Source organism: Neisseria musculi, assembly GCF_014297595.2.
GTDB lineage: Bacteria > Pseudomonadota > Gammaproteobacteria > Burkholderiales > Neisseriaceae > Neisseria > Neisseria musculi.
Map to the genome: position 1 here is coordinate 2,277,760 of NZ_CP060414.2, position 24,690 is coordinate 2,302,449.

Sequence of the window (24,690 nt, forward strand, 5' to 3'; positions counted from 1 at the left end):
GGGCAGTTTATAACAAACGGAGAGTGGCTCACTTTTGGAGCACAACTCCCCGTTTCCCTGGCTCAGTTTTGCACGATATTTAACACAGATTGCCGCTGCCGAACGGATTTTGTGGAAAATACGCGGTTCCTTTCAATCGAAAAACTGGGGTAACCGTGATGTGGCAGAAAAAAGCGGCGGCTATATCTGGCATACCACCGGCTCGGGTAAAACTTTAACTAGCTTCAAGGCGGCGCGGTTGGCTACCGAGCTCGAGTTTATTGATAAAGTGTTTTTGTGGTCGACCGCAAAGACCTCGACTATCAAACGATGAAGGAATATCAGCGGTTTTCGCCTGATAGTGTCAACGGTTCGGATAGCACGGTGGGGCTGAAGCGCAATTTGGAAAAAGACGACAATAAAATTATTGTTACCACCATCCAGAAGCTCAATAACCTGATGAAAAATGAAGACAGTTTGCCGGTTTACCAACAGCAGGTAGTGTTTATTTTTGGCGAATGCCACCGTTCCCAGTTTGGCGAAGTACAAAAAATCTGAAGAAAAAGTTTAAAAAGTTTTATCAGTTTGGTTTTACCGGCACGCCGATTTTCGAAGACAACGCATTGGGAACAGAAACCACGGAAAAGGTATTCGGCACGCAATTGCATTCTTATGTGATTGCCGACGCCATCCGTGATGAAAAAGTGCTGAAATTTAAGGTGGATTATAATGATGTGCGCCCGCAGTTCAAATCGTTGGAACAGGAAACAGATGAGCAGAAGTTAAGTGCAGCCGAAAACCGGCAGGCGCTGCTGCATCCGGAACGCATCCGTGAGATTTCTCAATACATTCTTACCCATTTCCGGTAGAAAACCCACCGCCTAAATGCTGCAGGTAAGGGGTTTAATGCCATGTTCGCCGTGAGCAGCGTGGAAGCGACCAAGCTGTATTACGAAGCTTTGAAACAGTTGCAACAAGATGCCGCGCAGCCTTTAAAGATTGCCACGATTTTTTCTTTTACAGCCAATGAAGAACAAAACGCTGTCGGCGATATTGTCGATGAAGATTTTGAAATTTCGGCGATGGATGCCAGCGCCAAAGAGTTTTTGGCTTATGCGATTCAAGATTACAACGCGGCTTTTCGAGCCAATTATAGAGTGGAAAGCCAAGCGTTTCAAAACTATTACCGTGATCTTTCCCTGCGGGTAAAAAATCAGGAAGTGGATTTGCTGATAGTGGTGGGCATGTTTCTAACCGGCTTCGATGCACCAACGCTCAATACTTTGTTTGTGGATAAAAACCTGCGCTATCACGGCCTGCTGCAAATCTATTCGCGCACCAACCGCATCCACAACGCTACTAAAACTTTCGGTAATATTGTTACCTTCCGCGATTTGGAGCAGGCAACGGTTGATGCCATCACTTTGTTCGGTAACAGCCAAACCAGAAACGTGGTGCTGGAAAAAAGTTATCAGGAATACATGGAAGGCTACACTGATGCACAAACCGGCGAAGCCCGCAGGGGCTATCTGGAAGTGGTGACGGAATTGCAGCAGCGTTTTCCTGATCCCGGCAATATCGTTACCGAAAAAGACAAACGCGATTTTGCCAAGCTGTTCGGTGAATTTCTGTGTGCAGGCCATATTTTGCAAAACTATGATGAGTTCGCCGCTTTACAGGCATTTCAGCAGCTGGATACCGGTGACCATGCTGCGATTGAAGCATTCAAAGAAAAATATTATCTGACCAACGAAGACATGCAAGCCATGCAGGCGGTGGAAATCCCCGGTGCGCGGGTAATTCAGGATTACCGCTCGGCCTACAACGATATCAGGGAATGGCTGCGCCGTGAAAAAGTAGGCAATGAAGCTGCGCAATCCTCCCTCAATTGGCGAGCAGTTTTTCCGGTTTATCCAGCACGAACAACAGTGTGAAGCAGTGGAATTGATTGCATCGGAAAATCTGAATGAAGAAGCAGCCAAACGCTATATTACCGTTTCATTAAAACGCGAATATGTCAGCGAAAACGGCGCGGATTTAAATGCGGTCTTGCCAAAAATGAGTCCGCTTAACCCACAGTATTTGACCAAAAAACAAAGTGTTTTTGAGAAAATCAGTACGTTTGTAGAGAAATTCAAAGGGGTAGGGGGGGAGATATTGCATAAAAAGTCGAGCTCTTGCAATAATATGATTGGTTTAACACAAAAGGCCGTCTGAAAAACTTTCAGACGGCCTTTTAAGATATTTGTGCAAAGATCCCAGCCTGATCGGATTTTGCAAAGTTTCCTGACCGGTTTTGCATCATTATTCCAGGCAAAATTCCACAGGTAAGCCAGTCGGCTGGAGGCTTCGGCTCCCCTGCTGTCGTTGTGCGCCTGCATTTGCGTGCACCTTTAGGGGTTGTAAAACAGCAGTTCGCTGAGGCAAGCAGGAGTGTGATGTGCGGCGGCACGGTTTTGGGCATGGTTGCTGTGGATGGTGCTGCCCACGATGGTATGGAAATGTGTTTCGGGTGGCGCAACCAGTGTGGCGGCGGTGTGCGGTGTAAGCGCCGGCTGCGCATGGTACAGGGTGGTGTAGCGTTTAAACGTAAGGCTTGTTGGGTGTGTGTGGCTGCAGTCGGCAGCGGTGTTTCAGGCGGTTTTGCGGGAGTTGGTGGAAAGGTCGGCGATCTTATCGGCTTCTTCTTGGCGGATAGTTGCGGCAGCCGTTGCCGCACAGACGGCCATACTGCCAAATAGTGTTTCTTTATGCGTTACAACATAATTAAGGCCGTCTGAATATTTTCAGACGGCCTTGACTGCGCTCAAACGCTGTTTAAGCCCGCTGTCCGAGCACGGCCACGGCGGGCAGTTCTTTGCCTTCCAAAAACTCCAGGAAAGCACCGCCGCCGGTGGAGATATAGCTGATTTGACCGGTTACGCCGAATTTGGCAATTGCTGCCAGCGTGTCGCCGCCGCCGGCAATCGAAAAGGCGGGGCTTTCGGCGATGGCTTTGGCCAAAACTTCGGTGCCGCCGGCAAATTGGTCGAACTCAAATACGCCCACGGGGCCGTTCCACACGATGGTGCCGGCTTGTTTCAGTGCGGCGGCCAGTGCGGCAGCAGACTGGGGGCCGATGTCGAGAATCATATCGTCTTCAGCCACATCATCGATGGCTTTAACGGTGGCTTCTGCATCGGCAGCAAAGGTTTTGGCCACCACCACATCGGTGGGCAGCGGCACGCTGCCGCCTTTAGCCGCCATTTTTTCCATGATTTTTTTGGATTCTGCCACCAAATCGTGTTCGGCCAGCGATTTACCGATGGGTTTGCCGGCGGCCCAAAGGAAGGTGTTGGCGATACCGCCGCCCACGATTAATTGGTCAACCTTGTCGGCCAAGCTCTCGAGAATGGTGAGTTTGGTGGAAACTTTGCTGCCGGCCACAATCGCTGCCAGCGGGCGGGCGGGCGCTTTAAGGGCTTTGCCCAAGGCATCGAGTTCGCCCGCCATCAGCACGCCGGCACAGGCCACAGGGGCGGCTTGGGCAACGGCTTCGGTGGAAGCCTGGGCTCGGTGGGCGGTGCCGAAAGCGTCGTTTACAAACACATCGCACAGGGCCGCATAGGCTTTGCCCAGTTCCAAATTGTTTTTCTTTTCGCCTTTGTTGATGCGCACGTTTTGCAGCATGGCGATTTCGCCGGCTTGGAGCTTGGGCGGGTTGTCGCGCCAGTCATTGAGCACTTTCACTTCTTTGCCCAACAGGTTGCCAAGATGGGTGGCTACGGGGGCAACATCGTCTTCGGGGTGGAATTCGCCTTCGGTGGGGCGCCCCAAGTGCGACATCACAATCACCGCCGCACCGTTGTCCAGGCAATATTGAATTGAGGCGAGCGATGCGCGGATGCGGGTATCATCGCTGATTTGGCCGTCTTTAAACGGCACATTCATGTCCGAGCGGATCAATACGGTTTTGCCCTGCACGTTTTGTTCGGTGAGTTTCAAAAATGCCATGTCGGTTCCTTTGGGGAGAATGAAAAAAATCGGGGTTTATTATGCGCGAAGAGCGGTTCGGGGTAAAGCCGCTGCGGCTGTGGGCTTGATTTGTGTCATGATTACATGGGGTTACAGGAAAAGGCCGTTTGAAAAGGTCCCGCTTAAGGTGGGGCGGCTAGCGTAAGCCGAAAAACGTTAGTACGCTGTTGCCCCAGCGTTCAAAATAATAGATAAACAGTGCGTAGCTTTCCTGCAGGAGAAATTCGTTTTTTTTGTCTGACCGGCTGTATCGGGTGGTGGGGGTGCCTGAGGTGCGGGCGTTCAAACCCAGCTCTTTGGCGATGGCGGCGGCGCGGGCGGTATGGTAGGGATCGCTGACGATGATTACGCTGCCGATGCCGTTGGCACGCAGCAGTTGGCGGGCGTTGTGGAGGTTTTCATAGGTGTTGCGTGATTTGTTTTCAAATAGAATGTCGCGCGCGGGCACGCCTTGTTTGATGGCGTAGCGGCGGCCGACTTCGGCTTCGGTCATGAAGCCTTTTTTGGGGGTGCCGCCGGTGAACACAAGTTTTTCTACGCGGCCGCTTTGGTAGAGGGCGATGCCGTGGTTGATGCGCTCTTGAAACACGGGAGAGGGGCGTTTGTCCCATGCGGCAGCGCCCAGCACGACGGCGGCATCGGCGTGTATATCGGGGGGGAGGCTCCGGTTGCCGGTGCTGTAAACCGACCACACGCAGCAGGCGAAGGCAAACGCTACCAGCAGCAGGCTTAAAACCAAGCCGTGCAGAAAGTGGTAGCGTAGGCCGTTGCGGCTGTATAGGGCGGGTGTGAGCATGGGGTTTCCGGTTGGTTGTAATGTGTTTTTTCAGACGGCCTTTGCGGTTTCGGTATCAGGCCGTCTGAAAAGGAGATTGGGTTTTACAATAAAGCTTCGATGTTTTCCAGCGGCCTGCCTACCGCTGCTTTGCTGCCGGCCACCACAATCGGCCGCTCTAACAGCGCGGGGTGGGCGGCGATGGCTTTAAGCAGGTCGTTGCTGCTCAGGGTGGGGTTGTCCAGTTCCAGCTCGCGGTAGAGTGCATCTTTCACGCGCATCATGCTGCGGGGCGAATCGGCGCCGAGTTTGGCAAAAATGCTTTGCAGTTCTTCAAATGAAGGCGGGGTGTCGAGATAGTTCACCACATCGGCATCAATGCCGCGCACATTCAGCAGGGAGAGGGCGGCGCGTGATTTGCTGCAACGGTTGTTGTGATAGAGTGTAACGGTTTTCGGCATGAAGGTTCCTTGATGTTTGAGCGGTTTTTTGATTGTAAACCAATCTTTACGAATTGTTCCAGCCGCATTTTGAGTCAAATCATAAAGGTTGCAGGATAAACGCCGCAAAAAAACAGAAAGGCCGTCTGAAAGGCTACAATATAGTCTCAATATAGCCGCAACGGTTTAAAAAAGGAAAGAGCTATGAAAATTTTAACAGCCCTGTTATTGGCCGCCGTTTGCGGGCAGGCTGCCGCCTCCGAACTGCAAAGCTGGGACAGCAGTGCGCCGCAGCATACCGCATCGCTCAAAGCGCCTGTGCGCATCATTAATTTGTGGGCAACTTGGTGTGCGCCCTGCCGCAAAGAAATGCCGGCTATGTCGGCATGGTATCGTAAACAGAAAAAGGGCAGTGTGGATATGGTGGGCATTGCGCTGGACAGCCGTGAAAATATCGCCCAATTTCTCAAACAAACGCCTGTGTCCTACCCTGTTTGGCGTTACACCGGCAGCGACAGCCGCAGCTTGATGAAAAGTTTCGGCAACACCGTGGGCGGCCTGCCCTTTACGGTGGTGGAGGCGAAAAAATGCGATTATAAACAAACGGTTTTTGGCGAGGTAACGGCAGAAAAACTCAATCAGGCACTGGCTAAAGTGCGAGCAAAATGCGGCTGACGTTTGATTTATAGTGAAACCTGCTTGATTCCCGTGTAAGGCAGTGCCGCAGTGCGGATGGTGCGGCTGTTACGGGATCAAACGGGCTTGGCAACACTAAAACAATACGGTGTCGATGCGCTTTGAACACCAAGAGAGTGGTTGGGTAAGCCGCCGAGGTCGGTTTCCACGGGCTTTTCTGCCTGTTTAACGTTTGCGGGCGCTGATTTGTTGAAAGATACGAAGGGCTTCGAAGGCACCCATTTTTTGGGCGGTAATGGTGCGTGTTGGCAATATGGCGGCCAAAGCCAAAGGCTTGGCCAACAGTACGGCTGTGGCCGAGGCGGCCATGCCACCCAGCAATTGGCGGCGGCTCAGGGCGGCGGCGGGGGCGGCTATCAAGGCTGCCTGCTTGAATGAGGTATTTTGTTTCATCACACAGCCCCCGGGCGCAGGCGGATGGAAGATGCCAAACGATCCCACAAGGCCAGGGCCTCTTCATCGCTGGCAAATAAGGCAGAGTTGTCTTTATACTGGCTTCCGCTGACCGAAAGCTCAATATTGAGGTTGGGCTCGCTTAACGAATCTCCTTTACTTGGGGCTTCCCATTTGAAGGCGTAGCCGCGTTTGCTGTTTTGCGTACCTGCGGTCAGGATTTCATCGGCCTCAATCGGCCCGACATTGCGCTTGCGGTTGCGCAGGGTTTTCAGGCCTTCGGCGCTGCGGGCCAGTTCACCCAAGATACCTCCAGCACGTTGGCGCAGGCCGGGTTCGGGCTCGTCCTGCACAAAGCGGCTTAAATACAAACCAACATCGGGCTTGCCTGCCAGCTCAATACCCAATTGCCAACTTTCCACATTCAAGCGATTGAGTGTCAGAAGCGCATCGCCCATTACGAATCCAGAACGACTGTTGACTTCTTGATCAGCACCGATATACACCAAGTTTTTATTCACCAAGCTGCGGCACATCCACCAAGTGCCTGCCAATCGCATGGGTTTTCCATTGCATGTTCATGATGTTTCTCCCCCCTCCTGTTGATGCCGGTTCGCCCCTTTCGCCAGTTTGATGATGCTGTAGAGCGAGGCGTACAGGGCGCGATCATCGTTGTAGCTGCCCTGATGTCCGTAACAAAATTTGGCGTGATGTCTGCCCGGCAGCCTTACCGAGTGTGAAAACCCATTGTACACCCTTGCCGGTTGATTCTGCCTTATCCTGCTTTGCGCGGTTTTGATGATACGGGCGGCATCAGCCCGACAGCAGGCCCTGCCCGAAAAAGCTGCCTTTTTCCGCACCTGGCAACACGAAGAAATAGCCGCCGCCGAAGGGGCTGATGTATTCTTCGAGCGGCTCGAAATCCAGTAGTTTCTGCACGAAGATAAAGCCGTCTGCAAGGTTGGCCTGATAGCAGATAAACACCAGCCCCACATCTAACTGGCCGTTTTTGGCCAGCCCGCGCGAGTAGTTGAAAGGCCGTCTGAAAAGCCGGTGTTTTTTCAGAAATGCGGGGTTGCGCGGGTTGGCCAGGCGCATATGGCTGTCTTTGGGAATGGTGTTGCCTTCGGGGTCGCGCGTGTAATCGGGAACATCGTGTTCTTTTTTCATGCCCAGGGGCGCGCCGCTGTATTTTTCGCGCCCGAAAATGGCTTCCTGCTCCTGAAGGGGGGTTCTGTCCCAAAACTCGACAAAATGGCGGATCAGCCGCACTGCCTGATAGCTGCCGTTTTTTGCCCATGCGGGTTCGTTTAAGCTGTTGGAGGCAATGCCCGTCCACAACACATCATCGGCAGTTTCAGGGTCTTGCACGTTTGGGTTGGCGCTGCCGTCCCGAAAGCCGAACAGGTTGCGGGCGGCGGCACCGGGCTCGGTTTTGGGCAGAAAGCCATCGATGCTCCAGCGGGCAACGGCATATGAAGCGGTGTTTTTAATGATGTCGCGCAGGGCGTTTTGGCAGGTTTCGGGGGTGAAGGCGCAGATTTGCAGGCTGATGTCGCCGTCGCACCATTCGGGCCGGAGGCGGTCGTTGGGGAATTTCTGCATTTCCTGCAAGTGTTTGGGCTTTTTGGCGGAGAGCCCGAAGCGTTGGTCGAACAGGCTTGCGCCCACGCCCAGCGTGATGGTAAGGCCGTCGGGTTTGATGGTTTTGCCCACAATGCCGCTGCCGACGGGCGGCAGCTTGGCATCGTTGTCGTTTAATGCTCCGCCCTGGGTGAGAAATTCGATGCGCGAAGTGAGAATGCGCAGCAGCTGCTCCAATTCTTTGGCGGTTTTCACTGCCACATCAAAGGCAGCCATGATGCCGAACTGCTGATGCGGGGTGGTGATACCTGCCTGGCGAGCTCCGTAGCAGGGGTAGCTTTCGGCCGAATGCGGCTGCTCTGCCTGCCGATAGGCTCTGCCCTTTTTTTCTCCCCACATAAAGCCGCCTGCGACCGTGGCCACACCGGCCGCGCCCACGGCTGCGGTTTTCAGCAAAAAGCGTTTGCCGGGCTGGGCGGGCTGTTTGGAATCAGGCATGGTTTCTCCTTTAATCTAATCGGTTAAATCGGCAGATTCAGGTGCGGTTTGGGTTATGCGGCCGTCTGAATCCGGGGCATGGCTATAGTGAATCACTTTATTGCGGATATAAGGCAGCGATGCCGTAACGGCAATATGCCTTGCCCGACCTTGCCGTGCAAAATTTCTGCCGGCGCACCTTTAGAAAAACGGTGAAGCAATACTTCCACCGTTTTCACAGAATTGCTGTATGTTGGCAAACAGCAGGCTTTAGCCGGGCAAATCCGGTTTTCAGACGGCCTATCCGGTTTAACAGGCCGTCTGAAAACGGTTTAACGTTTGATATTCAACATATCGCGGTAAACCTGTTTGGCTTGGGTGGGGATAATGGTCGGCTGTTCGAACACGGTTTCCCTGCCTGCCAGATCGCGGATGGTGATTCTGTAGTGTTGGCGGGTGTTGCCCGAAACATAAAGCCACGGGGCATTTTTTTCGGTCATATCCAGCTCGGCGGTTTGGCCCACCCAGGTTACGCTTCCGGGTTTCTTGCCACTGAGATAAGTTTGCGCGCCTGCCGGCTGCTGCGGCTGCCATGAAGATTTCACGGTGGGGTTGCGGCTGTCGTCTATCACGGTTTCGGCCCGGCCGCCGCTGATGCGCTCAACCTTCACCGAAGCTACTTTCGGGGCTTGTTTCAACAAAACGGTAAAACCGTAACGGTAGCCCGATTCGGCGGCATTGCCGGGCTTTACTTGGGCAACCACCCCGCCGGCTCCTTCAACTTTATATTCGGCATTTTCCTGCCCCACAGGCACACCCAAACTGCCTGCCAAACTGGCGCAGGCGCAAAGCGAAGCAGCGGCCAATATGCTTGGCAGCCATGTTTTTACGGCTTTCATTGAAATTTCCTTTCTTTGTTGAGTGAAATGCTGCCGTTTGCGGCAGAACCATAACACTATCGTTATGCCGACTGCGGCAGGTGTTTGCCTGTTTGCCGCTTTGCCGAAATATGGCCACTAAAAACAAGCGCAGGGCTGCGGGTAAATACGGGCGGTCGGCACGTTATAATCTTAAAGCAGTTTCACGATAGTGAAACAACACAAAACCACACGGCGTTGCCACCGTTTTTCTGTTGTGTGCCGTTTCGCTGTATTTTAATGATTTCAAATCATTGCCGGTTGATTTAGGTTAAGCGGGAAAGGGGTTAAAAGGTTTCAGACGGCCTTTAGGCCGTCTGAAACCCAAGCGGTTTGATTGCCGTTTATCTGCCCTCAGGCCGTTATGTTGGAAACCGTCCGCTTTGCACAAACGCCGGTTAATTCAAACCCAATGTGCCGCGCAATTGTGCCAAATCTTCGGCCAGCGCGTTAATCGGAGCCTGCAGGGTTCTGCGGTCGGGCTCGGTGAGTTTGTCGTAGGTTTCAAAGCCTTGTGCGGTTTTATATTTGGCCAAAATATCATTAACCTGCTTGAAGTTGGCATCGGTTTTATCGAGTATGGCCTGGTTTTTTTCAGCAATCATCGGGCGGAACAGCTCAACGATTTTCTGCGCGCCTTCGATGTTGGCTTGGAAATCGCTCAAATCGGTGTGGCTGTAGCGGTCTTCTTCGCCGCTGATTTTGCTGCCGGCCACTTCTTCAATCAACACGGCGGCACCGCCCACCACTTTGTTGGGCGGGAAAGTGAGCGCATCGATTTCGGCTTGCAGTTTTTTTACATCGGCTTCGAGTTTGTCGGCTACTTCTTTCACACCGTTGGCGGATTTTTCAATCCACAAGGCGTGTTCGATACGGTGGAAGCCGGTAAACTCCGGGTCTTTCGGGCCTTGTTTGAAATCATCTTCGCGCGCATCGATGGCCGGGTCGAGTTCGTTAAACAGCTCGGCAATCGGTTCGATGCGCTCATAGTGGCTGCGGGTGTCGGCAAACATAGATTTGGCTTTTTCTATATCGCCTGCTTTCACGGCGGCAACAAAGGCCGAAGTTTTGGCAACCAACTCTTTGGTTTCGGCCTGAACATAAGATTTATAGTCGGCCAAAGGTTGGGCCAGCTTTTCAAAATCGGCTTCGCCGCCTGCCTGTTTGAAGCCGCTGTCGGTTACGGTGAGCTTGCCGCGCGGGTTGTTTAAGAGGCCGCAGGTCATATCGTATTCGCCCGGCAGCAGGGTTACCGTCATTTTGTCGGAAAGGCCGGGAGCGATATTTTCACGCTCGTCCACCACCATCACGCCTTTTAAAATTTCCCATTCGAGCTTGCGGCCGCTGTTGTTTTTGATGTTGAACACCACTTTGCCGCTGGGCACGCTCAGTTCCATCGGTTCGCAGGCAGTGTCGTTGACCGCCACATTCACCGAACCGTCAGCATTAACGGAAGGCATGGCCGATGTGCCGGATGCGGATGCGGTTTTTTCGGCTTCGGGCGGCTGGCAGCCTGCCAATGAAAATGCCAAAATCACGGACAAAGCAAGAATGTTTCTTTGTTTCATATCGATACCTCTTTTCTGTTGGAAGGAATAGTCAATCCGCGCAAGTTGCTGCCATGCTGCTCTGTTTCGGCTTAACGAGAAAGATTGCACCGGCGCTGCATTCACTAACAGAACCGGCTGCATATTGCCTTAACCGCCTGAGGCATCAGCGTTTTACCAAGCCTTGTTGTGATTCACTATCGGGAAGCCGATGGGTTACCGCCGCGTAGAAACCAATACATCACAGGAACCAGATACAGCAGCCATACCAGCACTTCGCCCTGCGCCGGGTGGTCGGTATAGCCGAAAAAGCCGCCGAGCAACACGCCCAGCGGGCTGTCCTCATGCAGGATATGGGAAATGTCGAACACAATGGCCTGCAGGCGGTTCCACACCCCCGCTTCGTGCAGCGCGCGCAGCGAACCGGCCAACAACCCGGCCGCCACGAAAATCAGAAACATACCGGTGATGCGGAAAAACTTAGCTAGATTCAAGCGCATACCGCCACGGTAAACCAACACACCGATGACAACGGCCGCCAACAATCCCGCTACCGCACCTACCGGCATACGCCACGAGGGGCTTTGTTGGAACACGGCCAAAAGAAAAAACACGCTCTCCAAACCTTCGCGCGCCACCGCCAGAAACGCCATGCCCACCAGAGCCCGGCCGCTGCCTTTGTTTAAGGCCGTCTGAACCGAATCTTCAAGCTGCCGCTTCACCGAGCGGGCGGCTTTTTTCATCCACAGCACCATATAGGTGAGCATGGCCGCCGTCACCAAGCCGATAACGCCCCCCACAAATTCCTGCTGTTTTTGCGGAATCTCGCCGGTGGCGGAGTGGATGGCTAAGCCCAACCCCAAGCACATCAGCACGGCCGCAACCACACCCGCCCACACTTTCGGCATCAGATGTCCATTGCCCGACTGATGCAGAAAGCCTGCCACAATGCCCACAATCAGCGCGGCCTCTATGCCCTCGCGCAACATAATCAGAAAAGCAATAAACATGAGCCTACATATATCCTTGCCGATAAATATCTAGGTTATATTCCTATTTTAAAATTAAAGCAAATAGTTTTTATTCTATAAAAGTTAGCAGATAATTTAAAAGACTAAAGGCCGTCTGAAACTGTTTCAGACGGCCTGAGAGATTTGAATGAAAACCATTGGCTCTAGACTAGCAGCTTTATATAAATTTACTTTAAAAGCCCCCAAAGTTCGTGACTCAGTTCATCAGAGTTTCGGTTCCATCGCCATCCGCATTCCCTCAGGTGCAAATCAAAGTTTTTGGTTACGCCGTTGAATTTGGCGGGCCTTAGTTTGGTAAAACTCCGGAAGCTTTCAATACCATTGATGCGCCCGGTACCATCTGCAAACTCATTTTGTCCGTGATTAACGCACAAATGTAGAGTAGCCGGCTTATCGACCAGGCCGCTGTAACCGCGCCGGCTATCAGAATAAAAACACTCTCCAGAGAGACCTTTCCCAATATAACAGCTTGAAGTGTTTGCTTTTTACAATCAGGAACGATTTCGGTATAAACCCTGCCGTCTCTTTCGAAAATACCAAAGACGGGTTGTTTAAGCGTTCCTCTGCCACGCTTTGACTCGCCATGGAAACCGCGCTACAAATAGCTTTCATCAACCTTTATGCTGCCGTAACAGGTCTTTTTGCCTGCTTTGGCAGCGGTATATTTCGTGCCTGAACATGCGATACCGGTGGTTGATGGTATTGCGGTTGAAGCCTGTCGGCAAAGCGGTTTTGAGGCTTCTATACCGACACAAAAATGCTTGATAATTTTTTGAGCTGATGGTCACTTAACTTGGTGTTATATTTCATTTTTCCAGGCTAACAGAGCTATTCTGCCAGTCTAGAGCCTAAATAAATATATACACCGTTTATACCGTTTTTCTGGTTTTTTCCACCGCTTTACCGCTTCATCAGTCGGTGCGCCAAAGCTGCGCCGCCACTGCCGTGCCGCATGATTTCAGCACTGCCGTTCTGCTTGGTTAACCTTTTTTGATGAAAAAAACAATCGGTTACACGCGGATCAAACAGCGGCCGGCGCGTTACCAAATTTTATTTGATGCTTTGCCGGTGTTTACTTTGGGCGGGAATCTCAATTTGTTTTCGGCTTTGAGTATCAAGTTTCAGAAAATTTCAGACGGCTCTATCACCCGGGACGTGCCGCTGGTGGCCATGTTTGCTATAGCTAACACGCTGCTTTCGCTGCTGTTTGACCGGTATCGGATTTCAGGCTGGAAGCGCGTTTTTATTTCAATCGCAGCACACTAGTGGTATTTTTAGGTGATAGTCTCAAAAGGCTGCCATTGGGTGAGGATTAGCCATGCCGCTGCTGTATGACGCTGGGTGCGGCCAGTATGTTGTGGTGACTGTTACTGCGGGCCTTTCGCTTGCACTGCTGTGGGCGTTTAAGAAATGGATTGCGTTTTGTCCAACAAATTCAAGCCGAGTTCGAAGGCCGTCTGAAAATGTTTTCAGACGGCCTTTATATTGGATTATGGCGGTATAGTTAGGAAATCCGTTCGATTTTTGCGCCAACCCGATTGAGCTTGGTTTCGATGTGCTCGTAGCCGCGGTCGAGGTGGTAGATGCGCTCGACTATGGTTTCGCCCTCTGCCACCAAACCGGCCATCACCAAGCTGGCGGAGGCGCGCAGGTCGGTGGCCATCACGGTGGCGCCGGATAGTTTTTCTACGCCCTTTACAATGGCAGTATTGCCTTCGGTGCTGATGTCGGCACCCATGCGGTTTAGCTCGGGAACGTGCATAAAGCGGTTTTCAAATATGGTTTCCACCACTTTGCCCGTGCCTTCCGCCACGGCATTAACTGCCATAAACTGCGCCTGCATATCGGTGGGGAAACCAGGGTGGACAACGGTGCGGATATCCACTGCTTTGGGGCGCTGCCGCATATCGATGGAAATCCAATCTCCGCCGGTTTCGATAACGGCTCCGGCTTCCACCAGTTTGTCGAGCACGGCTTCCATGGTTTTCGGTGCGGCGTTGTGTAACACTACTTTGCCGCCGGTCATTGCTACTGCGCACAAAAATGTGCCGGCTTCGATGCGGTCGGGCACCACGCTGTGTTCGCAGCCGTGCAATTCTTTTACGCCTTCCACCGTCATCACCGGCGTGCCGATGCCGCTGATTTTGGCGCCCATTTTTACCAAACATTCGGCCAAATCCACTACTTCCGGCTCGATGGCGCAGTTTTCCAGCACGGTGGTGCCTTCGGCCAATGTGGCGGCCATCAGCAGGTTTTCGGTGCCGCCTACGGTAACCACGTCCATTATTACGCGGGCGCCTTTCAGACGGCCTTTGGCTTTCACATAACCGTGTTCGATGGTGATTTCGGCGCCCATCGCTTCCAGCCCTTTCAAATGCTGGTCAACCGGGCGCGAGCCGATGGCGCAGCCGCCGGGCAGGCTCACCTGCACTTGGCCGAAACGGGCAAGAGTGGGGCCGAGCACTAAAATGGAAGCGCGCATGGTTTTCACCAGCTCGTAGGGCGCAACGGTGTTGTTTACTGTGCCGCCGTTGATTTCAAATTCGTGCACATTGTCGGTGAGCACGCGCGCGCCCATGCCTTGCAGCAGTTTTTGGGTGGTTTTCACATCGCGCAGCATGGGCACGTTTTTCAGGCGCAGGGTGCCTGCAGTCAGCAGGCCGGCGCACATCAGCGGCAGGGCGGCGTTTTTGGCGCCGGAAACGGTGATTTCGCCGTTTAACGGGCCGTTGGCGGAAATTTTGAGTTTGTCCACAATTGATCTTTCGGTAAGTGCAGGCCTTTAGGCCTCTGAGATGGTGCGGTAAATAAACGATTATAAAAGATTTTGCATGCTTTTGGCCTCGGGTGTTGCGCAAATTTCAGATGGCTGGGGTTTATTTTTAATTGATTTTGAACTTTAAATAAAAATCATTGTTAATATGATTTGAATTAAGGGCTGTTTCCCGCTGCTGAACCGCTGTTCAGCCTGAGCCGTGATCAGAAGGCTGCGGTTCTGTCTTACCAATTTGATTATTCTCTTTTTATTTTTTCAAAAGGTTATCCATGTTTGTCAAACTTTTTCCCGCCCCATTTGTTTTTGCCGCAGCCCTTGCCTTGGGAGCGGCTGCGGCTTATGCCGAGCCTGTTCAGATCACCGACACCGCCGGCCGCAAGGTTACGGTAGATTTGCCTGCCAAGCGTGTTGTGCTTGGCTTTTATTATCAGGATTATATGGCTGTCGGCGGTAAAGACGCGCTTGACAACGTGGTAGGCTTTTCTAAAGCGGTGTGGTCGGATTGGGCGCCCGCAAGTTGGGAGGCTTTCCGCAAGGCCGTGCCCAAGTTGGACAAGCTGGAAGATGCGGGCGAGGTAGAAGTGGATACATTTTCGGTTGAGAAAGTGCTGTCGCTGAAGCCCGATTTACTGTTGCTGGCTGATTGGCAGTATCAGGCACTGGGTTCGGATTGGACCGGTTGGAAAAAGCAGACATTCCGATTGTGGTGCTCGACTATAACGCGCAAACGGTTGCCGCCCATGTCAAATCCACCGAAATCATCGGCACGCTGACTGGGCAGCAGGAGCGCGCGGCCAAACTGGCGGCAGACTATAAAACCATTGCCGACGATATTCAAAGCCGCATCGCCGAAGCCAAACTGCCCAAACCCAAAGTTTATCCCAAAGTTTATGTGGAATTCGGTAACAAAGGGCCCGAGGAACACAGCGTTACCTTCGGCAAGTCGATGTGGGGAGCGATGACGACACTGGTGGGTGGCGATAATATTTCCGCCGGTTCGGTAGAGTTTTACGCGCCGATCAACCCCGAGCAGGTGTTGGCAGCCAAGCCCGATGTGATTGTGGTTACCGGGCGGGAAACCGAGCTGGAGAAAAACCCTACGGCGATGGTGATGGGCTAGGGTATCACGCACGCAGAGGCCGGAAAGCGCCTGAGCGGCTTTGCCAAACGGCAGGGCTGGGATGCGCTGCCTGCTGAAGCCGCGCGCGATAAATCGGCGCGTTTTTTGAGATAAATCGTTTTTAATTTTGTTGCACACTATGTAACCATGTTACAAATACATCAATACAAAAGTCCAGACGTCGGGACTTTTGTCTTATTAGTAGTTACAGATGACCAGTTCGCCGCTGGCCTTTTGCGTTTTATCCCTGCCGACCGAATAGGCAAGCTCGAGGCGGCGAATGCTGAAGTCTTTAAACAGCTCGAGAATGATTGAGCCGCTGCTGCGCGGCTTTCAGACGGCCTGCGATGCCGGCGGCGGTGAAGCCTCGGTTTGTGGTGGCGGTGCCGAAATGTTGATCAACGGTTTTGCCGCCGAAGGCGGTGTGTTGCAGGTAGAAGAAACGTGCGGCGCGCTGGATGTCGGTCATTACATCGGGCGGGGTGGATTGCAGGCGGGCGAACACTTCGCGGCTGGTGAGCGTCCACTCAAACTGGCGCACAAACTCGTCAAAGTGGTGCTGCACCACGCGGTAGAGGTTGATGAATTGGCCATTGAGGTCGTTGAGCACTTCGCACTTGGCCGGCTGCGGCCGCATAAAAAACAGCGCCGCGCCGCCGGCGAACAGCTCGACATAGCATTGATGCTCGGGAAACAAGGGCAGCAGGTGTTTGGCCAGGCGGCGTTTGCCGCCCATCCACGGCACGAGCGGTTGCGGTTTGGGTGTCATTCTGACTCCTTATATATATTATATATATATAAGAATAAAAACGGCACTCGCGGCGCTCGGTTATACCTAAAATTCCCGGAGTTAGGCTTTATTACCCCCCCTTGCCTTTTAAGCCGGTGTTCCAAGGCATGCTGCCTTTTTCAAACATTCCGGTTCGGCCGGTCAGTCATTTATTGCGTTTGCACATGGCCGAAATATTTCCTTTGCTCAAATTCCGGCCGAATCGTTCGTTAAAGGCATCGGTCAACTCTTGCCGGCTCATACTGCAATTGGATTTCAGAAACTCTTTTTCCTTTTCGCTGTATTCAATCCGACTAAGCCTAGCCATCTTTCTTCTCAATCATCACAGGCGGTTTAAAGTTTCCAGCGCCATATTCGGCTTTCAGCTTTTCTGACTGTAGCGCTAGGCTGGCTGTATCAATAATTTTTGCCGCCACCTCATTTACGCCTTAGCTCTGGATATTTCCATTTCCAACTGATCGCCGGTAATGCTTTCGTCATTCAGCCGCTCCAGTGATGCAAAGAGGTGGTTGTTCAAGTCAATTAATCCGTTTTTCATCACGCTGCCTCCTGGTTTGCTACTGCTAAATCACTGCTGCTCAGGCATCTCAAGGCCGTCTGCACCACATCGGCTTCGGTGTCGGCTTTATCAGCCGATACCATCAGCAGGATAAAATACCCGTGGATGCTGTTCAGCTCGCAGCAGAGATAGCCCGCCCGCTCGCGCCAAACTTTGGCCTTGATGTTGCTGTAATCACGTTCTACGCGCATTTATTTTCCCCTTCCTCACTCAACCGGTAAGTTACCAACACACGGCTTTCGATTTCGCCGCGACGCTCCATTTTTGCCAACTCTGCCTTCACTTCCGCCAGCGGCCAACGCAGCACGTCGGCGATAAATTCGGCAGAACACGGGTAATGACTTACCAGCAGGTCTGATATACGGTGTGTCATTTGTATGCCTCCGCATCGCCGCGCACCCAATCAAAGTCCTCTTGCTCATAGGCCTTCAGCATCTCGCGTACCGCATCGTCGGCTTCGCGCTGCTTGGCGGCCATCAGGGCGGCGGTGTCGTCGCTGCCCTGTTATTCCGATGCCGCATACTGGGCGGGTGGCGGACTGTAAGGCTGGTCGTCCGCCTTGCTTTGGCAGCCGAGTACCAGTGCAATGGCAAATCCGAAAACCATTTTTTCAACAAAATCAGCCATCTCACACCCCCTTAACCACATCGGCATCAACATCAAACCCCAGCTCGGCCGCTTGGTTCATGGCCGCGCTTACCAGATTGTTGACCGCCAGCGGATAGAGCAGGCTGTTCAGCTCTGTGCCTTTGGCCGTTCGGCTTTTAACGGTCAAGCGTTCGGCACCGCATCAATCGCGCTTTGGTCTAATACCTTGCTGTAATCCGCGCCGACTCGGGCAAACTTGTGTTTCAGATAGCCTTCCAGCTTGCCGTCGGTCAGCGGCAACAGCGTTACCACTTCGCAGCGCTGCACCACTTCGCGCACGTTCGGGTTGTTTTCGCTGAGTTTTTGCGCCAGCTCGGTTTGGCCGATTAACACAATGCCCAGCAGGCGTTCAAAGCCGTGTTTTAATTCAAAAAACCGTTTCAGGTGTTTCAGTGTGGGGATAGGCAGGCTGAGGGCTTCTTCGATTACCAACACATGCTTGTTGCCCGCCTTGGCGCTTTCGGCCAGGGCGCGGTGGATTTGGGCAAACCGTGCTTCGGGGCTGCGCTTGGGCGACACATTCGGGGCCACCGCGGCTAAAATCGCTTCGGCGATTGCCGCAGTGAAATCAACATCGCCTTGCTCGGCCAAGACCAGACCACCGATAAAGACACCAACCACGCCAGCGCGGCGGCGGGCTTGGAAGTGACCGACGACATCCGCGATGCCGACAGCCGCATCGTGGAGGACACGTTTAACCGATTGATTGAATGGGTGGTGGAGCTGAACTTCGGCAATGTGTCCGCGCCCAAGTTTGAATTGTTTGAAAACGAAGAGAGCGGCACCAAAGAGCGTGCCGAGTGCGACAAAACGCTGGCCGATTCGGGTGTGCGCTTCACGCCGCAATATTGGAAACGCACCTACGGTCTGGAAGACGGCGATATTGCGGAAACAGACGCGGCGGCGTTCAGGCAGCCTGCCAAACCGCCTGCCGACTTTGCCGAGCATGACCACACCGATGCAGGCTTAATCATCGACACCCTCGCGCCCGACGCAGGCCGTCTGAATGCGCAAGGCCAAGCATTGACGGCGGCTTTGGTAAACGAAATCCAAAAAGGCGAAACCCAAGACAACATCCTCGACCGTCTGGCCGAAGCCTTCCCGAACATGGACGATGCCGACCTGCAAAACGAGCTGGCGCGCGTACTGTTCCTGTCCGAACTGGTCGGCCGAATTGAAGCCAGCGGAGAATTGGCATGAATCCCGAAGACATCAAAGCCGTGTTCGGTATGCAGCCCGAAGCCGCCGTGGCCTATCTGAAGCAAAAAGGCCATCAGGTATCGTGGGACTGGCAGGATATGCTTGATGATGCCCATGCTACCGCCTTGACCGTCGCCAAAACCGCAGGCATGGATGTGGCCGACGATATCTATGATGCCGTGGTGCGCGCCGCCGAAAACGGCGAAACACTCACTGAGTTCAGCCGACAGCTCACACCCGTTCTGCAAGGCAAAGGCTGGTGGGGGCGTAAAGAGGTGTCCAATCCCGACACGGGAGAGGTTCAGACGGCCACGCTCGGCAGCCCGCACCGCCTGAAAACCATCTACCTCACCAATATGCAGTCGGCCTACGTGGCCGGACGCTATGCCGAAATGATGGATTCGGCAGACACACACCCGTATTGGCAATATGTGGCCGTCAACAACAGCCGCACCCGCGAAAGCCACCGCCTGCTGCACGGCAAGGTGTACGCCGCCACTGACCCGGTTTGGGATACCCGCTATCCGCCGCTGGATTACCGTTGCCGCTGCCGCGTCAAACCGCTCTCCGAAGCGCGCGTTGCCGACAACGGCGGCAAAACCCTGCAATTATCCGGCCGGATCGCCGCCGGCATCAGCACCCAGATCGGAAACGGCTTTGCCCGTATCGGCAGTAATAAAAAATATGCCGCCATCCACCACCTCGGCGGCCAAGCCGGGCGCGGCAGGAAAGTCAAAATCGAGCCACGCCCCTACCTGCCCATCAACGGAGCAGGACAACTGCAAAAAGGAGCAGAGTCTGCCCTGCTCGACATCGCCCTAAAATCCCTCAGCAAAGGATTGTGAGCATCAAAAAACGGGCCAAATCAGCCCGTTCATTTTTATTTCACTGTGTGCAACAGCATTACAAATCCGCCATCCCACATCAACCCAACCAGTCCCGCCTAATCCCATTTATCTCACAGACCACTATATATTTATCTCACTTGGTTTTACAATGCGCCGATGGAGGGTTTCACACTGAAACATGAACGGATTAGTTTAAACTTAAAAAAGTCGGGTTCTGTAGTCGACAGAGCCCGGCTTGAAAAGGCTGTTTGAGAAAGATTCTTAACTTGTCTAAGTATTGGGGGATAGTTCACAGCTTTCAGACGGCCTTGTTTACAGCCAACCTTTACGGTTTGCCCCATTCAGAATACGGATGTTTGCTTAAATAAGCATTGGTAAATTTGCCGTCTGATGTGATTTCCCTGCCCAACCATTGCGGTTTGGCAAATGCTGCATCTTCGCCTAGTAACTCCAGCTCTGCCACGACTAATGGAGCGTTGTCGCCGAAATATTCATCGATTTCAAACACAAAACCCCGATAATCAATTTTATAACGCCGCTTTTCGAGTTTAAACAGACACATGGTCTGCATCATCGTTTCAGCGTGCGGCAGCGGGATTTCATATTCAAATTCGCTGCGGGCAACATCTGAAATATAGCCTTTCAACGTGAGCCATGCACGGTTGCCGATGATGCGTACGCGTATGGTGCACTCTTTTTCCACACTCAGATAACCCTGGCGCATGGTTTCCGGCTCACCCGCCTGCGCGCGCCAATCATTGTTTTTTAAGAGAAAACGGCGTTCGATTTCAATGGTCATGTTTTCAGACGGCCTCAAAGGGATAATCAAAACGGTTTGAACACCACCAGATACAACGCAGCAACCATAATTACCACGGGGATTTCGTTAAATACGCGGAACCATTTGTGGGAATAACGGTTGCGGTTGTCTTGAAAATCCAAAAGCAGGCGGTAGCAATAGAAGTGGTAGCCTAACAGCACCACTCCCAACGTTACTTTGGTATGCACCCATCCCATGCCCCACCAGCCGGCGGCAAACGGAATCACAAAACCCGTCAACACCGCTCCGATACCCAGCGGCGTCATAAATTTAAATAAACGCTCAGCCATGCCTAGCAGGCGCAGATATTCGCTGCGGTTGCCCGCTTCAACTTGGGCAAGGTTCACATAAATACGCGGCAGGTAAAACAACCCAGCAAACCATGAAATAATAAAAAACACATGCAGCAGTTTGAACCACAAATACATTTTAGACGGCCTTTGGAAAATAACCGACATATTGTAGCCTTAAAAACTAGTCTAATAGTTAAGATTTGTTTAAAAATACATTATTTTTGATAAAATACACTGGATTTACGGAAAGGGAAACCCAAATGATTAAACAATTCGAAATTCACGGCGGTGTGAAAAAAGAGCTGCAAGCCTATCTTGATGCCCAAAACACCGATTTGAAAACTGCCATGGACAATGAAACGCTTAACCGCGATGTTGCCGCGATTATCCACAACGGCCTACCCGCTATGGTACGCAAAATCTATTCGCTCGAAAAAATGCAAACATTTTTTTGGGAAAAGAAAGACTTAATGGTTGAATTTGTTGCCGCCCGCCTGGCTGTTGTCGATAAAAAAACCAAAGGCAGCAAAAACACCGGCCGAAAGAAATGCTGATTAAAATCCCGTTTTAGCTCTGCAGAATAAAAACACAGGTTAAGACTCAATACCAATGAAATACCTCGGGCCGTATCGAAACCATATCCGCAACCCAACCCAAGCTGTTCAGACGGCCTGCGGCAATATGCAAAGATTGCCGCAGGCCGGATTTAGCCCGTTGATTCTATGTTAGAATGCCCCCATTTCTGTTTCAGGCCGGCTTAAAACCGACCAAACGGGGAACCGCGCAGCTGCAAAACTTGTCTGCCTTATTTCAAACTTTTAAAACTATGCCGTCCGAAACCCGCCGTTTCAGACGGCCTTATCACACAACACTATGAACCGTAAAAATTTTTACCGTATCGCCTTGTTGGGCATTACCGCTGCTGTTTTAGCCGCCTGCGGCACCAAAAAAACCAAGCCCGGCATCGCTGTTCCCCCCGTACAGCAACCGCCCGCGCCGCCGGTAATACAGGGCGAACCGCTGCCCGCCGGCACACCCGCTCCGGAGGGCTTCGTGCATTCTCCCGGCGGCGGTGCCAGCTACAAAGCCGTGTCCCACAACACCATGCCGCAATGGAACGAACAAAACTTTGCCGACAGCCTGCGTTCGTTCCGTCTCGGTTGCGAAAAACTGCAAGCACAGCCCAATTGGCGAAACGTGTGCGCCCAAGCTGCGCAAACGCCCTATAAAAACGCCGAAGCCAAAGCTTTTTTCGAGCAGTATTTCACCCCCTGGCAGGTGAGCGGCAACGGCAGCCTTGCCGGCACCGTAACCGGCTATTATGAACCCGTGCTTTTGGGCGATTCGAACAACACCCGCAACGCGCGCTTTCCCATCTACGGCATTCCCAATGATTTTATTTCGGTTGATCTGCCCGCTTCGCTGCGCAACAGCAAAGCCACCGTGCGTATCCGCCAAACCGGCCCCAACAAAGGTGTAATCGATGCCGCCGGCCCTTATTCGGCCAACCTTTCACAATTTCCGCTTACCGCGCGCAGCCGGGCATTGAAAGGCCGTTTTTCCGGCAACCGCTTTGTGCCTTATTACACCCGCGCCCAGATTAACGGTGGTGCGCTTGACGGCAAAGCGCCGATACTGGGCTATGCCGAAGACCCGGTGGAGCTGTTTTTTCTGCACATTCAAGGTTCCGGCCGTCTGAAAACCCCTGCGGGCAACCATATCCGCGTGGGCTTTGCCGATAAAAACGAACATCCCTATGTTTCGATAGGCCGTTACATGGCCGACAAAGGCTACCTGCCGCTGGCGCAAACCACGATGCAGGGCATCAAAGAATATATGCGCCGCAACCCGCAGCGGCTGGCCGAAGTGTTGGGGCAAAACCCCAGCTATGTGTTTTTCCGCCCGCTGCCGGGCAATGACGATGGCCCGGTCGGCGCACTCGGTACCCCGCTAATGGGCCAGTATGCCGGTGCTGTCGACCGCCATTACATCACGTTGGGCGCACCGCTGTTTGTGGCCACCACCCACCCCGACAGCAACTACGCCCTCAACCGCCTGATTATGGCGCAGGATACCGGCAGCGCAATCAAAGGCGCGGTGCGGGTGGATTATTTCTGGGGCTACGGCGATGAAGCCGGCGCAGTGGCGGGCAAACAGAAACACAAAGGCTATGTGTGGCAGCTTCTCCCCAACGGCATCATGCCCGAATACCGCCCTTAAGGTTTCGGTTTGATTAAAAAAAGCCGTCTGAAATATTTTTCAGACGGCTTTTGTGTTTACCCAAGCAAGAAGGGGGAGGTTACGGCACAATCACGGTAAACACATACGCGGCCATGCCCACCAGCAACACCACGCCGTAGAGCATATTGGTGCGACCGTGGTTGAGTGAAAGCATGACGGTGAAAATTGAAAGTGCCAACAATACCATGGCTTTTAGATCCAGGCCTAAAACCATGTTGATATCAAACAGCAGGCACACGATTACCACGGCGGGAATGGTGAGGCCGATGCTGGCCAGTGCCGAGCCTAAAGCCAGATTGATGCTGGTTTGCAGGCGGTTGCGGCGGGCGGCTTTGAGTGCGGCCAAGCCTTCGGGCAACAGTACCACGGCAGCAATAATCACGCCCACCAATGCTTTGGGCGCGCCCAAATCGGTCACAATGCCTTCCACCGCAGGGGAGAGTGCTTTGGCCAGCAACACCACAATACCCAAGCAAATAATCAAGAAAATCAGGCTGGTTAAGGCAACTTTCATCGAGGGCGGCTCGACATGGTGGCTTTGGTCGTCGTCATCGGCGAGAAAATAATCACGGTGGCGTATGGTTTGCACCATGATAAACGAGCTGTACAACACCAACGATGCAACGGCCACAAACACAAGTTGGGCGGCGTTGTAGGTGGGGCCTTCGGTGCTGGTGGTGAAGTTGGGCAGCACTAACGTGAGCGTGAGAATGGCCACCAGGGTTACCAGCGCGGTGGTGGCCGATTTTTGGCCGAAAAACTGTTCGCGGTGCTTTAAGCCGCCAATCAGCAGACACCCTCCCAAAATACCGTTTAAAATCAGCATAATGGCAGCGAAAACTGTGTCGCGCGCCAAATAGGCGGCATTGTCGCCGCCCGCAACCATCAATGAAACAATCAATGCTACTTCGATAACGGTAATCGCCAGTGCCAGAATAATGGTGCCGAACGGCTCGCCGACTTTGTGTGCCACCACTTCAGCATGATGCACAGCCGAGAGTACGCTGCCGATAAGCAAAATGCCGCCGGCGATTTGCAGCCAGCCGCTGTCTTTAATGCCGATAAAGTAAAGGCCCCAAGCCAAAACGGGCAGGGCGAGCGACCACAGGGGAAGCTGTGTGTGCGGGTGTGAAGCCATAAATAACGAATATCCTTATAATGGAAACGGTGTGGAAAAGCTGCGCATTATAACGGATAACAGGCTGTTTTTCATAACCTTATCAAACAAGCGCAATGCTGCTGTTTGAAATTTCCAATGGTTTCTCGGGGGCTGCGTGTAGCGGCCGTCTGAAAGCCCGGACATAACCCTCACTTAGGCCGAACCCTCTGCAAAAAGGCCTGAAGGCCGTCTGAAAGGCTGAAATACCGTTATTTGTGCACCACAGGCGGCAACTCCGGTGGAAAAATTTAACGTTTCGGTCAAACAAATGCTCCAATTTCCGCCTGCGCGGGGCGGCGCAGCGGGCTTGCAGAGCCGGTAACGTTTCTTAATGTTTGGAATGTTGCCGATGCGACAGGCCGTCTGAAAATATTTTCAAACGG

The 24,690-nt window shown here is 52.9% G+C and carries 25 protein-coding genes and 4 pseudogenes; 9 read left to right on the forward strand and 20 right to left on the reverse strand.

The annotated features are described in order from the left end of the window. Positions 1-85: 85 nt before the first annotated feature. A pseudogene (locus H7A79_RS11750) lies at positions 86-1,871 on the forward strand (type I restriction endonuclease subunit R, EcoR124 family); the annotation flags it as partial. A gap of 40 nt (positions 1,872-1,911) precedes the next feature. Then, a pseudogene (locus H7A79_RS15250) lies at positions 1,912-2,136 on the forward strand (type I restriction endonuclease subunit R, EcoR124 family); the annotation flags it as partial. Positions 2,137-2,796: 660 nt separating this feature from the next. Here H7A79_RS15250 and H7A79_RS11755 read toward each other — a convergent pair. From H7A79_RS11755 to arsC, 3 genes are all read right to left on the reverse strand, one after another. Beyond that, the gene (locus tag H7A79_RS11755) at positions 2,797-3,972 is read right to left on the reverse strand and encodes a phosphoglycerate kinase (protein ID WP_187000359.1); all 1,176 of its coding nucleotides are present in this window, start codon (positions 3,970-3,972) and stop codon (positions 2,797-2,799) included. Between the two features lie 157 nt (positions 3,973-4,129). Further along, positions 4,130-4,789 carry a YdcF family protein gene (locus tag H7A79_RS11760; RefSeq protein ID WP_187000360.1) on the reverse strand — a complete coding sequence of 220 codons (660 nt, stop codon included), beginning with the start codon at positions 4,787-4,789 and terminating at the stop codon, positions 4,130-4,132. An 83-nt stretch (positions 4,790-4,872) separates the two neighbouring features. Next, on the reverse strand, positions 4,873-5,229 hold the full coding sequence (arsC, locus tag H7A79_RS11765; protein ID WP_135037219.1) for an arsenate reductase (glutaredoxin): 357 nt from the start codon (positions 5,227-5,229) through the stop codon (positions 4,873-4,875). A gap of 183 nt (positions 5,230-5,412) precedes the next feature. Here arsC and H7A79_RS11770 point away from each other — a divergent pair, with 183 nt between their 5' ends. After that, on the forward strand, positions 5,413-5,883 hold the full coding sequence (locus H7A79_RS11770; protein ID WP_135037216.1) for a TlpA disulfide reductase family protein: 471 nt from the start codon (positions 5,413-5,415) through the stop codon (positions 5,881-5,883). A 186-nt stretch (positions 5,884-6,069) separates the two neighbouring features. On the opposite strand, the gene H7A79_RS11775 is transcribed toward H7A79_RS11770, so the two are convergent. From H7A79_RS11775 to H7A79_RS11805, 7 genes and pseudogenes are all read right to left on the reverse strand, one after another. Beyond that, positions 6,070-6,297 (reverse strand): hypothetical protein, encoded by a 228-nt coding sequence (locus H7A79_RS11775; protein WP_187000361.1) that lies wholly within the window; start codon positions 6,295-6,297, stop codon positions 6,070-6,072. Then, on the reverse strand, positions 6,297-6,857 hold the full coding sequence (locus H7A79_RS11780; RefSeq protein ID WP_187000362.1) for a T6SS immunity protein Tli4 family protein: 561 nt from the start codon (positions 6,855-6,857) through the stop codon (positions 6,297-6,299). Before H7A79_RS11780 ends, H7A79_RS11775 begins: the two co-directional genes overlap by 1 nt. A 253-nt stretch (positions 6,858-7,110) precedes the next feature. Further along, complete coding sequence (gene efeB, locus H7A79_RS11785) at positions 7,111-8,379, reverse strand: iron uptake transporter deferrochelatase/peroxidase subunit (protein ID WP_187000363.1); 1,269 nt, start codon at positions 8,377-8,379, stop codon at positions 7,111-7,113. A gap of 311 nt (positions 8,380-8,690) precedes the next feature. Next, complete coding sequence (locus H7A79_RS11790; RefSeq protein ID WP_135037210.1) at positions 8,691-9,257, reverse strand: hypothetical protein; 567 nt, start codon at positions 9,255-9,257, stop codon at positions 8,691-8,693. A 416-nt stretch (positions 9,258-9,673) separates the two neighbouring features. After that, complete coding sequence (efeO, locus tag H7A79_RS11795; RefSeq protein ID WP_187000364.1) at positions 9,674-10,843, reverse strand: iron uptake system protein EfeO; 1,170 nt, start codon at positions 10,841-10,843, stop codon at positions 9,674-9,676. Between the two features lie 176 nt (positions 10,844-11,019). Continuing rightward, entirely contained in the window at positions 11,020-11,832 is an 813-nt protein-coding gene (gene efeU / locus H7A79_RS11800; RefSeq protein ID WP_187000365.1) for an iron uptake transporter permease EfeU, read from the reverse strand. Between the two features lie 188 nt (positions 11,833-12,020). After that, positions 12,021-12,663 (reverse strand): annotated as a pseudogene (locus H7A79_RS11805) (IS1595 family transposase). Between the two features lie 183 nt (positions 12,664-12,846). Between H7A79_RS11805 and H7A79_RS11810 the strand changes: the two are divergent. After that, entirely contained in the window at positions 12,847-13,119 is a 273-nt protein-coding gene (locus H7A79_RS11810; RefSeq protein WP_135037443.1) for a hypothetical protein, read from the forward strand. A gap of 238 nt (positions 13,120-13,357) precedes the next feature. On the opposite strand, the gene murA is transcribed toward H7A79_RS11810, so the two are convergent. Then, positions 13,358-14,608: a UDP-N-acetylglucosamine 1-carboxyvinyltransferase gene (gene murA / locus H7A79_RS11815; protein WP_135037446.1), complete on the reverse strand. Its 1,251-nt coding sequence runs from the start codon at positions 14,606-14,608 to the stop codon at positions 13,358-13,360. 290 nt (positions 14,609-14,898) lie between these two features. Here murA and H7A79_RS11820 point away from each other — a divergent pair. Beyond that, positions 14,899-15,824 (forward strand): annotated as a pseudogene (locus tag H7A79_RS11820) (ABC transporter substrate-binding protein); the annotation flags it as partial. Positions 15,825-16,041: 217 nt separating this feature from the next. On the opposite strand, the gene H7A79_RS11825 reads toward H7A79_RS11820, so the two are convergent. The 6 genes from H7A79_RS11825 to H7A79_RS11850 all read right to left on the reverse strand — a co-directional run bounded on the left by H7A79_RS11825 (position 16,042) and on the right by H7A79_RS11850 (position 18,337). Beyond that, positions 16,042-16,518, reverse strand: coding sequence for a DNA adenine methylase (locus H7A79_RS11825; RefSeq protein WP_246407919.1), 477 nt, complete (start codon positions 16,516-16,518; stop codon positions 16,042-16,044). Between the two features lie 558 nt (positions 16,519-17,076). Next, on the reverse strand, positions 17,077-17,289 hold the full coding sequence (locus H7A79_RS11830) for a hypothetical protein (protein ID WP_187000366.1): 213 nt from the start codon (positions 17,287-17,289) through the stop codon (positions 17,077-17,079). Beyond that, the gene (locus H7A79_RS11835; RefSeq protein ID WP_135037454.1) at positions 17,280-17,471 is read right to left on the reverse strand and encodes a hypothetical protein; all 192 of its coding nucleotides are present in this window, start codon (positions 17,469-17,471) and stop codon (positions 17,280-17,282) included. Before H7A79_RS11835 ends, H7A79_RS11830 begins: the two co-directional genes overlap by 10 nt. A 131-nt stretch (positions 17,472-17,602) precedes the next feature. Beyond that, the gene (locus H7A79_RS11840; RefSeq protein ID WP_255518829.1) at positions 17,603-17,725 is read right to left on the reverse strand and encodes a hypothetical protein; all 123 of its coding nucleotides are present in this window, start codon (positions 17,723-17,725) and stop codon (positions 17,603-17,605) included. Between the two features lies 1 nt (position 17,726). After that, a complete protein-coding gene (locus H7A79_RS11845) occupies positions 17,727-17,873 on the reverse strand; it encodes a hypothetical protein (protein WP_228068256.1) in 147 nt (48 codons plus the stop codon). Further along, positions 17,870-18,337, reverse strand: coding sequence for an AAA family ATPase (locus H7A79_RS11850; protein WP_228068257.1), 468 nt, complete (start codon positions 18,335-18,337; stop codon positions 17,870-17,872). The genes H7A79_RS11845 and H7A79_RS11850 overlap by 4 nt, the downstream gene beginning before the upstream one ends. Between H7A79_RS11850 and H7A79_RS11855 the strand changes: the two genes are divergently transcribed. Together H7A79_RS11855 and H7A79_RS11860 are read left to right on the forward strand one after the other, a co-directional pair. After that, positions 18,326-18,946 carry a phage portal protein family protein gene (locus tag H7A79_RS11855; RefSeq protein ID WP_246407920.1) on the forward strand — a complete coding sequence of 207 codons (621 nt, stop codon included), beginning with the start codon at positions 18,326-18,328 and terminating at the stop codon, positions 18,944-18,946. The genes H7A79_RS11850 and H7A79_RS11855 overlap by 12 nt on opposite strands. Continuing rightward, a complete protein-coding gene (locus tag H7A79_RS11860; RefSeq protein WP_187000367.1) occupies positions 18,943-19,791 on the forward strand; it encodes a phage minor head protein in 849 nt (282 codons plus the stop codon). Before H7A79_RS11855 ends, H7A79_RS11860 begins: the two co-directional genes overlap by 4 nt. 328 nt (positions 19,792-20,119) lie before the next feature. On the opposite strand, the gene H7A79_RS11865 is transcribed toward H7A79_RS11860, so the two are convergent. Both H7A79_RS11865 and H7A79_RS11870 read right to left on the reverse strand, forming a co-directional pair. Continuing rightward, on the reverse strand, positions 20,120-20,593 hold the full coding sequence (locus tag H7A79_RS11865) for a CYTH domain-containing protein (RefSeq protein ID WP_187001712.1): 474 nt from the start codon (positions 20,591-20,593) through the stop codon (positions 20,120-20,122). Between the two features lie 26 nt (positions 20,594-20,619). Then, positions 20,620-21,042 carry a CopD family protein gene (locus H7A79_RS11870; protein ID WP_135036876.1) on the reverse strand — a complete coding sequence of 141 codons (423 nt, stop codon included), beginning with the start codon at positions 21,040-21,042 and terminating at the stop codon, positions 20,620-20,622. 125 nt (positions 21,043-21,167) lie between these two features. Between H7A79_RS11870 and H7A79_RS11875 the strand changes: the two genes are divergently transcribed. Both H7A79_RS11875 and mltA read left to right on the forward strand, forming a co-directional pair. Further along, positions 21,168-21,461 carry a hypothetical protein gene (locus tag H7A79_RS11875; protein WP_187000368.1) on the forward strand — a complete coding sequence of 98 codons (294 nt, stop codon included), beginning with the start codon at positions 21,168-21,170 and terminating at the stop codon, positions 21,459-21,461. Positions 21,462-21,780: 319 nt separating this feature from the next. Beyond that, the gene (mltA, locus tag H7A79_RS11880) at positions 21,781-23,127 is read left to right on the forward strand and encodes a murein transglycosylase A (protein WP_135036870.1); all 1,347 of its coding nucleotides are present in this window, start codon (positions 21,781-21,783) and stop codon (positions 23,125-23,127) included. A gap of 79 nt (positions 23,128-23,206) precedes the next feature. Here the strand turns inward: mltA and H7A79_RS11885 are convergent, their stop codons facing one another. Continuing rightward, a complete protein-coding gene (locus tag H7A79_RS11885) occupies positions 23,207-24,286 on the reverse strand; it encodes a calcium:cation antiporter (protein ID WP_187000369.1) in 1,080 nt (359 codons plus the stop codon). Positions 24,287-24,690 lie beyond the last annotated feature (404 nt).

Excerpts from the sequence above, each read along its gene's own strand:
- H7A79_RS11825 (WP_246407919.1), bottom strand. The coding sequence starts at position 16,518 with ATGACACCCAAACCGCAACCGCTCGTGCCGTGGATGGGCGGCAAACGC.
- H7A79_RS11865 (WP_187001712.1), bottom strand. The coding sequence starts at position 20,593 with ATGACCATTGAAATCGAACGCCGTTTTCTCTTAAAAAACAATGATTGG.
- H7A79_RS11775 (WP_187000361.1), bottom strand. The coding sequence starts at position 6,297 with ATGAAACAAAATACCTCATTCAAGCAGGCAGCCTTGATAGCCGCCCCC.
- H7A79_RS11760 (WP_187000360.1), bottom strand. The coding sequence starts at position 4,789 with ATGCTCACACCCGCCCTATACAGCCGCAACGGCCTACGCTACCACTTT.
- efeO (WP_187000364.1), bottom strand. The coding sequence starts at position 10,843 with ATGAAACAAAGAAACATTCTTGCTTTGTCCGTGATTTTGGCATTTTCA.
- H7A79_RS11770 (WP_135037216.1), top strand. The coding sequence starts at position 5,413 with ATGAAAATTTTAACAGCCCTGTTATTGGCCGCCGTTTGCGGGCAGGCT.
- H7A79_RS11870 (WP_135036876.1), bottom strand. The coding sequence starts at position 21,042 with ATGTATTTGTGGTTCAAACTGCTGCATGTGTTTTTTATTATTTCATGG.
- H7A79_RS11810 (WP_135037443.1), top strand. The coding sequence starts at position 12,847 with ATGAAAAAAACAATCGGTTACACGCGGATCAAACAGCGGCCGGCGCGT.
- H7A79_RS11875 (WP_187000368.1), top strand. The coding sequence starts at position 21,168 with ATGATTAAACAATTCGAAATTCACGGCGGTGTGAAAAAAGAGCTGCAA.
- H7A79_RS11780 (WP_187000362.1), bottom strand. The coding sequence starts at position 6,857 with ATGCGATTGGCAGGCACTTGGTGGATGTGCCGCAGCTTGGTGAATAAA.
- mltA (WP_135036870.1), top strand. The coding sequence starts at position 21,781 with ATGAACCGTAAAAATTTTTACCGTATCGCCTTGTTGGGCATTACCGCT.
- H7A79_RS11790 (WP_135037210.1), bottom strand. The coding sequence starts at position 9,257 with ATGAAAGCCGTAAAAACATGGCTGCCAAGCATATTGGCCGCTGCTTCG.
- efeB (WP_187000363.1), bottom strand. The coding sequence starts at position 8,379 with ATGCCTGATTCCAAACAGCCCGCCCAGCCCGGCAAACGCTTTTTGCTG.
- H7A79_RS11830 (WP_187000366.1), bottom strand. The coding sequence starts at position 17,289 with ATGCGCGTAGAACGTGATTACAGCAACATCAAGGCCAAAGTTTGGCGC.
- H7A79_RS11835 (WP_135037454.1), bottom strand. The coding sequence starts at position 17,471 with ATGACACACCGTATATCAGACCTGCTGGTAAGTCATTACCCGTGTTCT.
- efeU (WP_187000365.1), bottom strand. The coding sequence starts at position 11,832 with ATGTTTATTGCTTTTCTGATTATGTTGCGCGAGGGCATAGAGGCCGCG.
- arsC (WP_135037219.1), bottom strand. The coding sequence starts at position 5,229 with ATGCCGAAAACCGTTACACTCTATCACAACAACCGTTGCAGCAAATCA.
- H7A79_RS11860 (WP_187000367.1), top strand. The coding sequence starts at position 18,943 with ATGAATCCCGAAGACATCAAAGCCGTGTTCGGTATGCAGCCCGAAGCC.
- H7A79_RS11885 (WP_187000369.1), bottom strand. The coding sequence starts at position 24,286 with ATGGCTTCACACCCGCACACACAGCTTCCCCTGTGGTCGCTCGCCCTG.
- H7A79_RS11755 (WP_187000359.1), bottom strand. The coding sequence starts at position 3,972 with ATGGCATTTTTGAAACTCACCGAACAAAACGTGCAGGGCAAAACCGTA.
- H7A79_RS11840 (WP_255518829.1), bottom strand. The coding sequence starts at position 17,725 with ATGGCTGATTTTGTTGAAAAAATGGTTTTCGGATTTGCCATTGCACTG.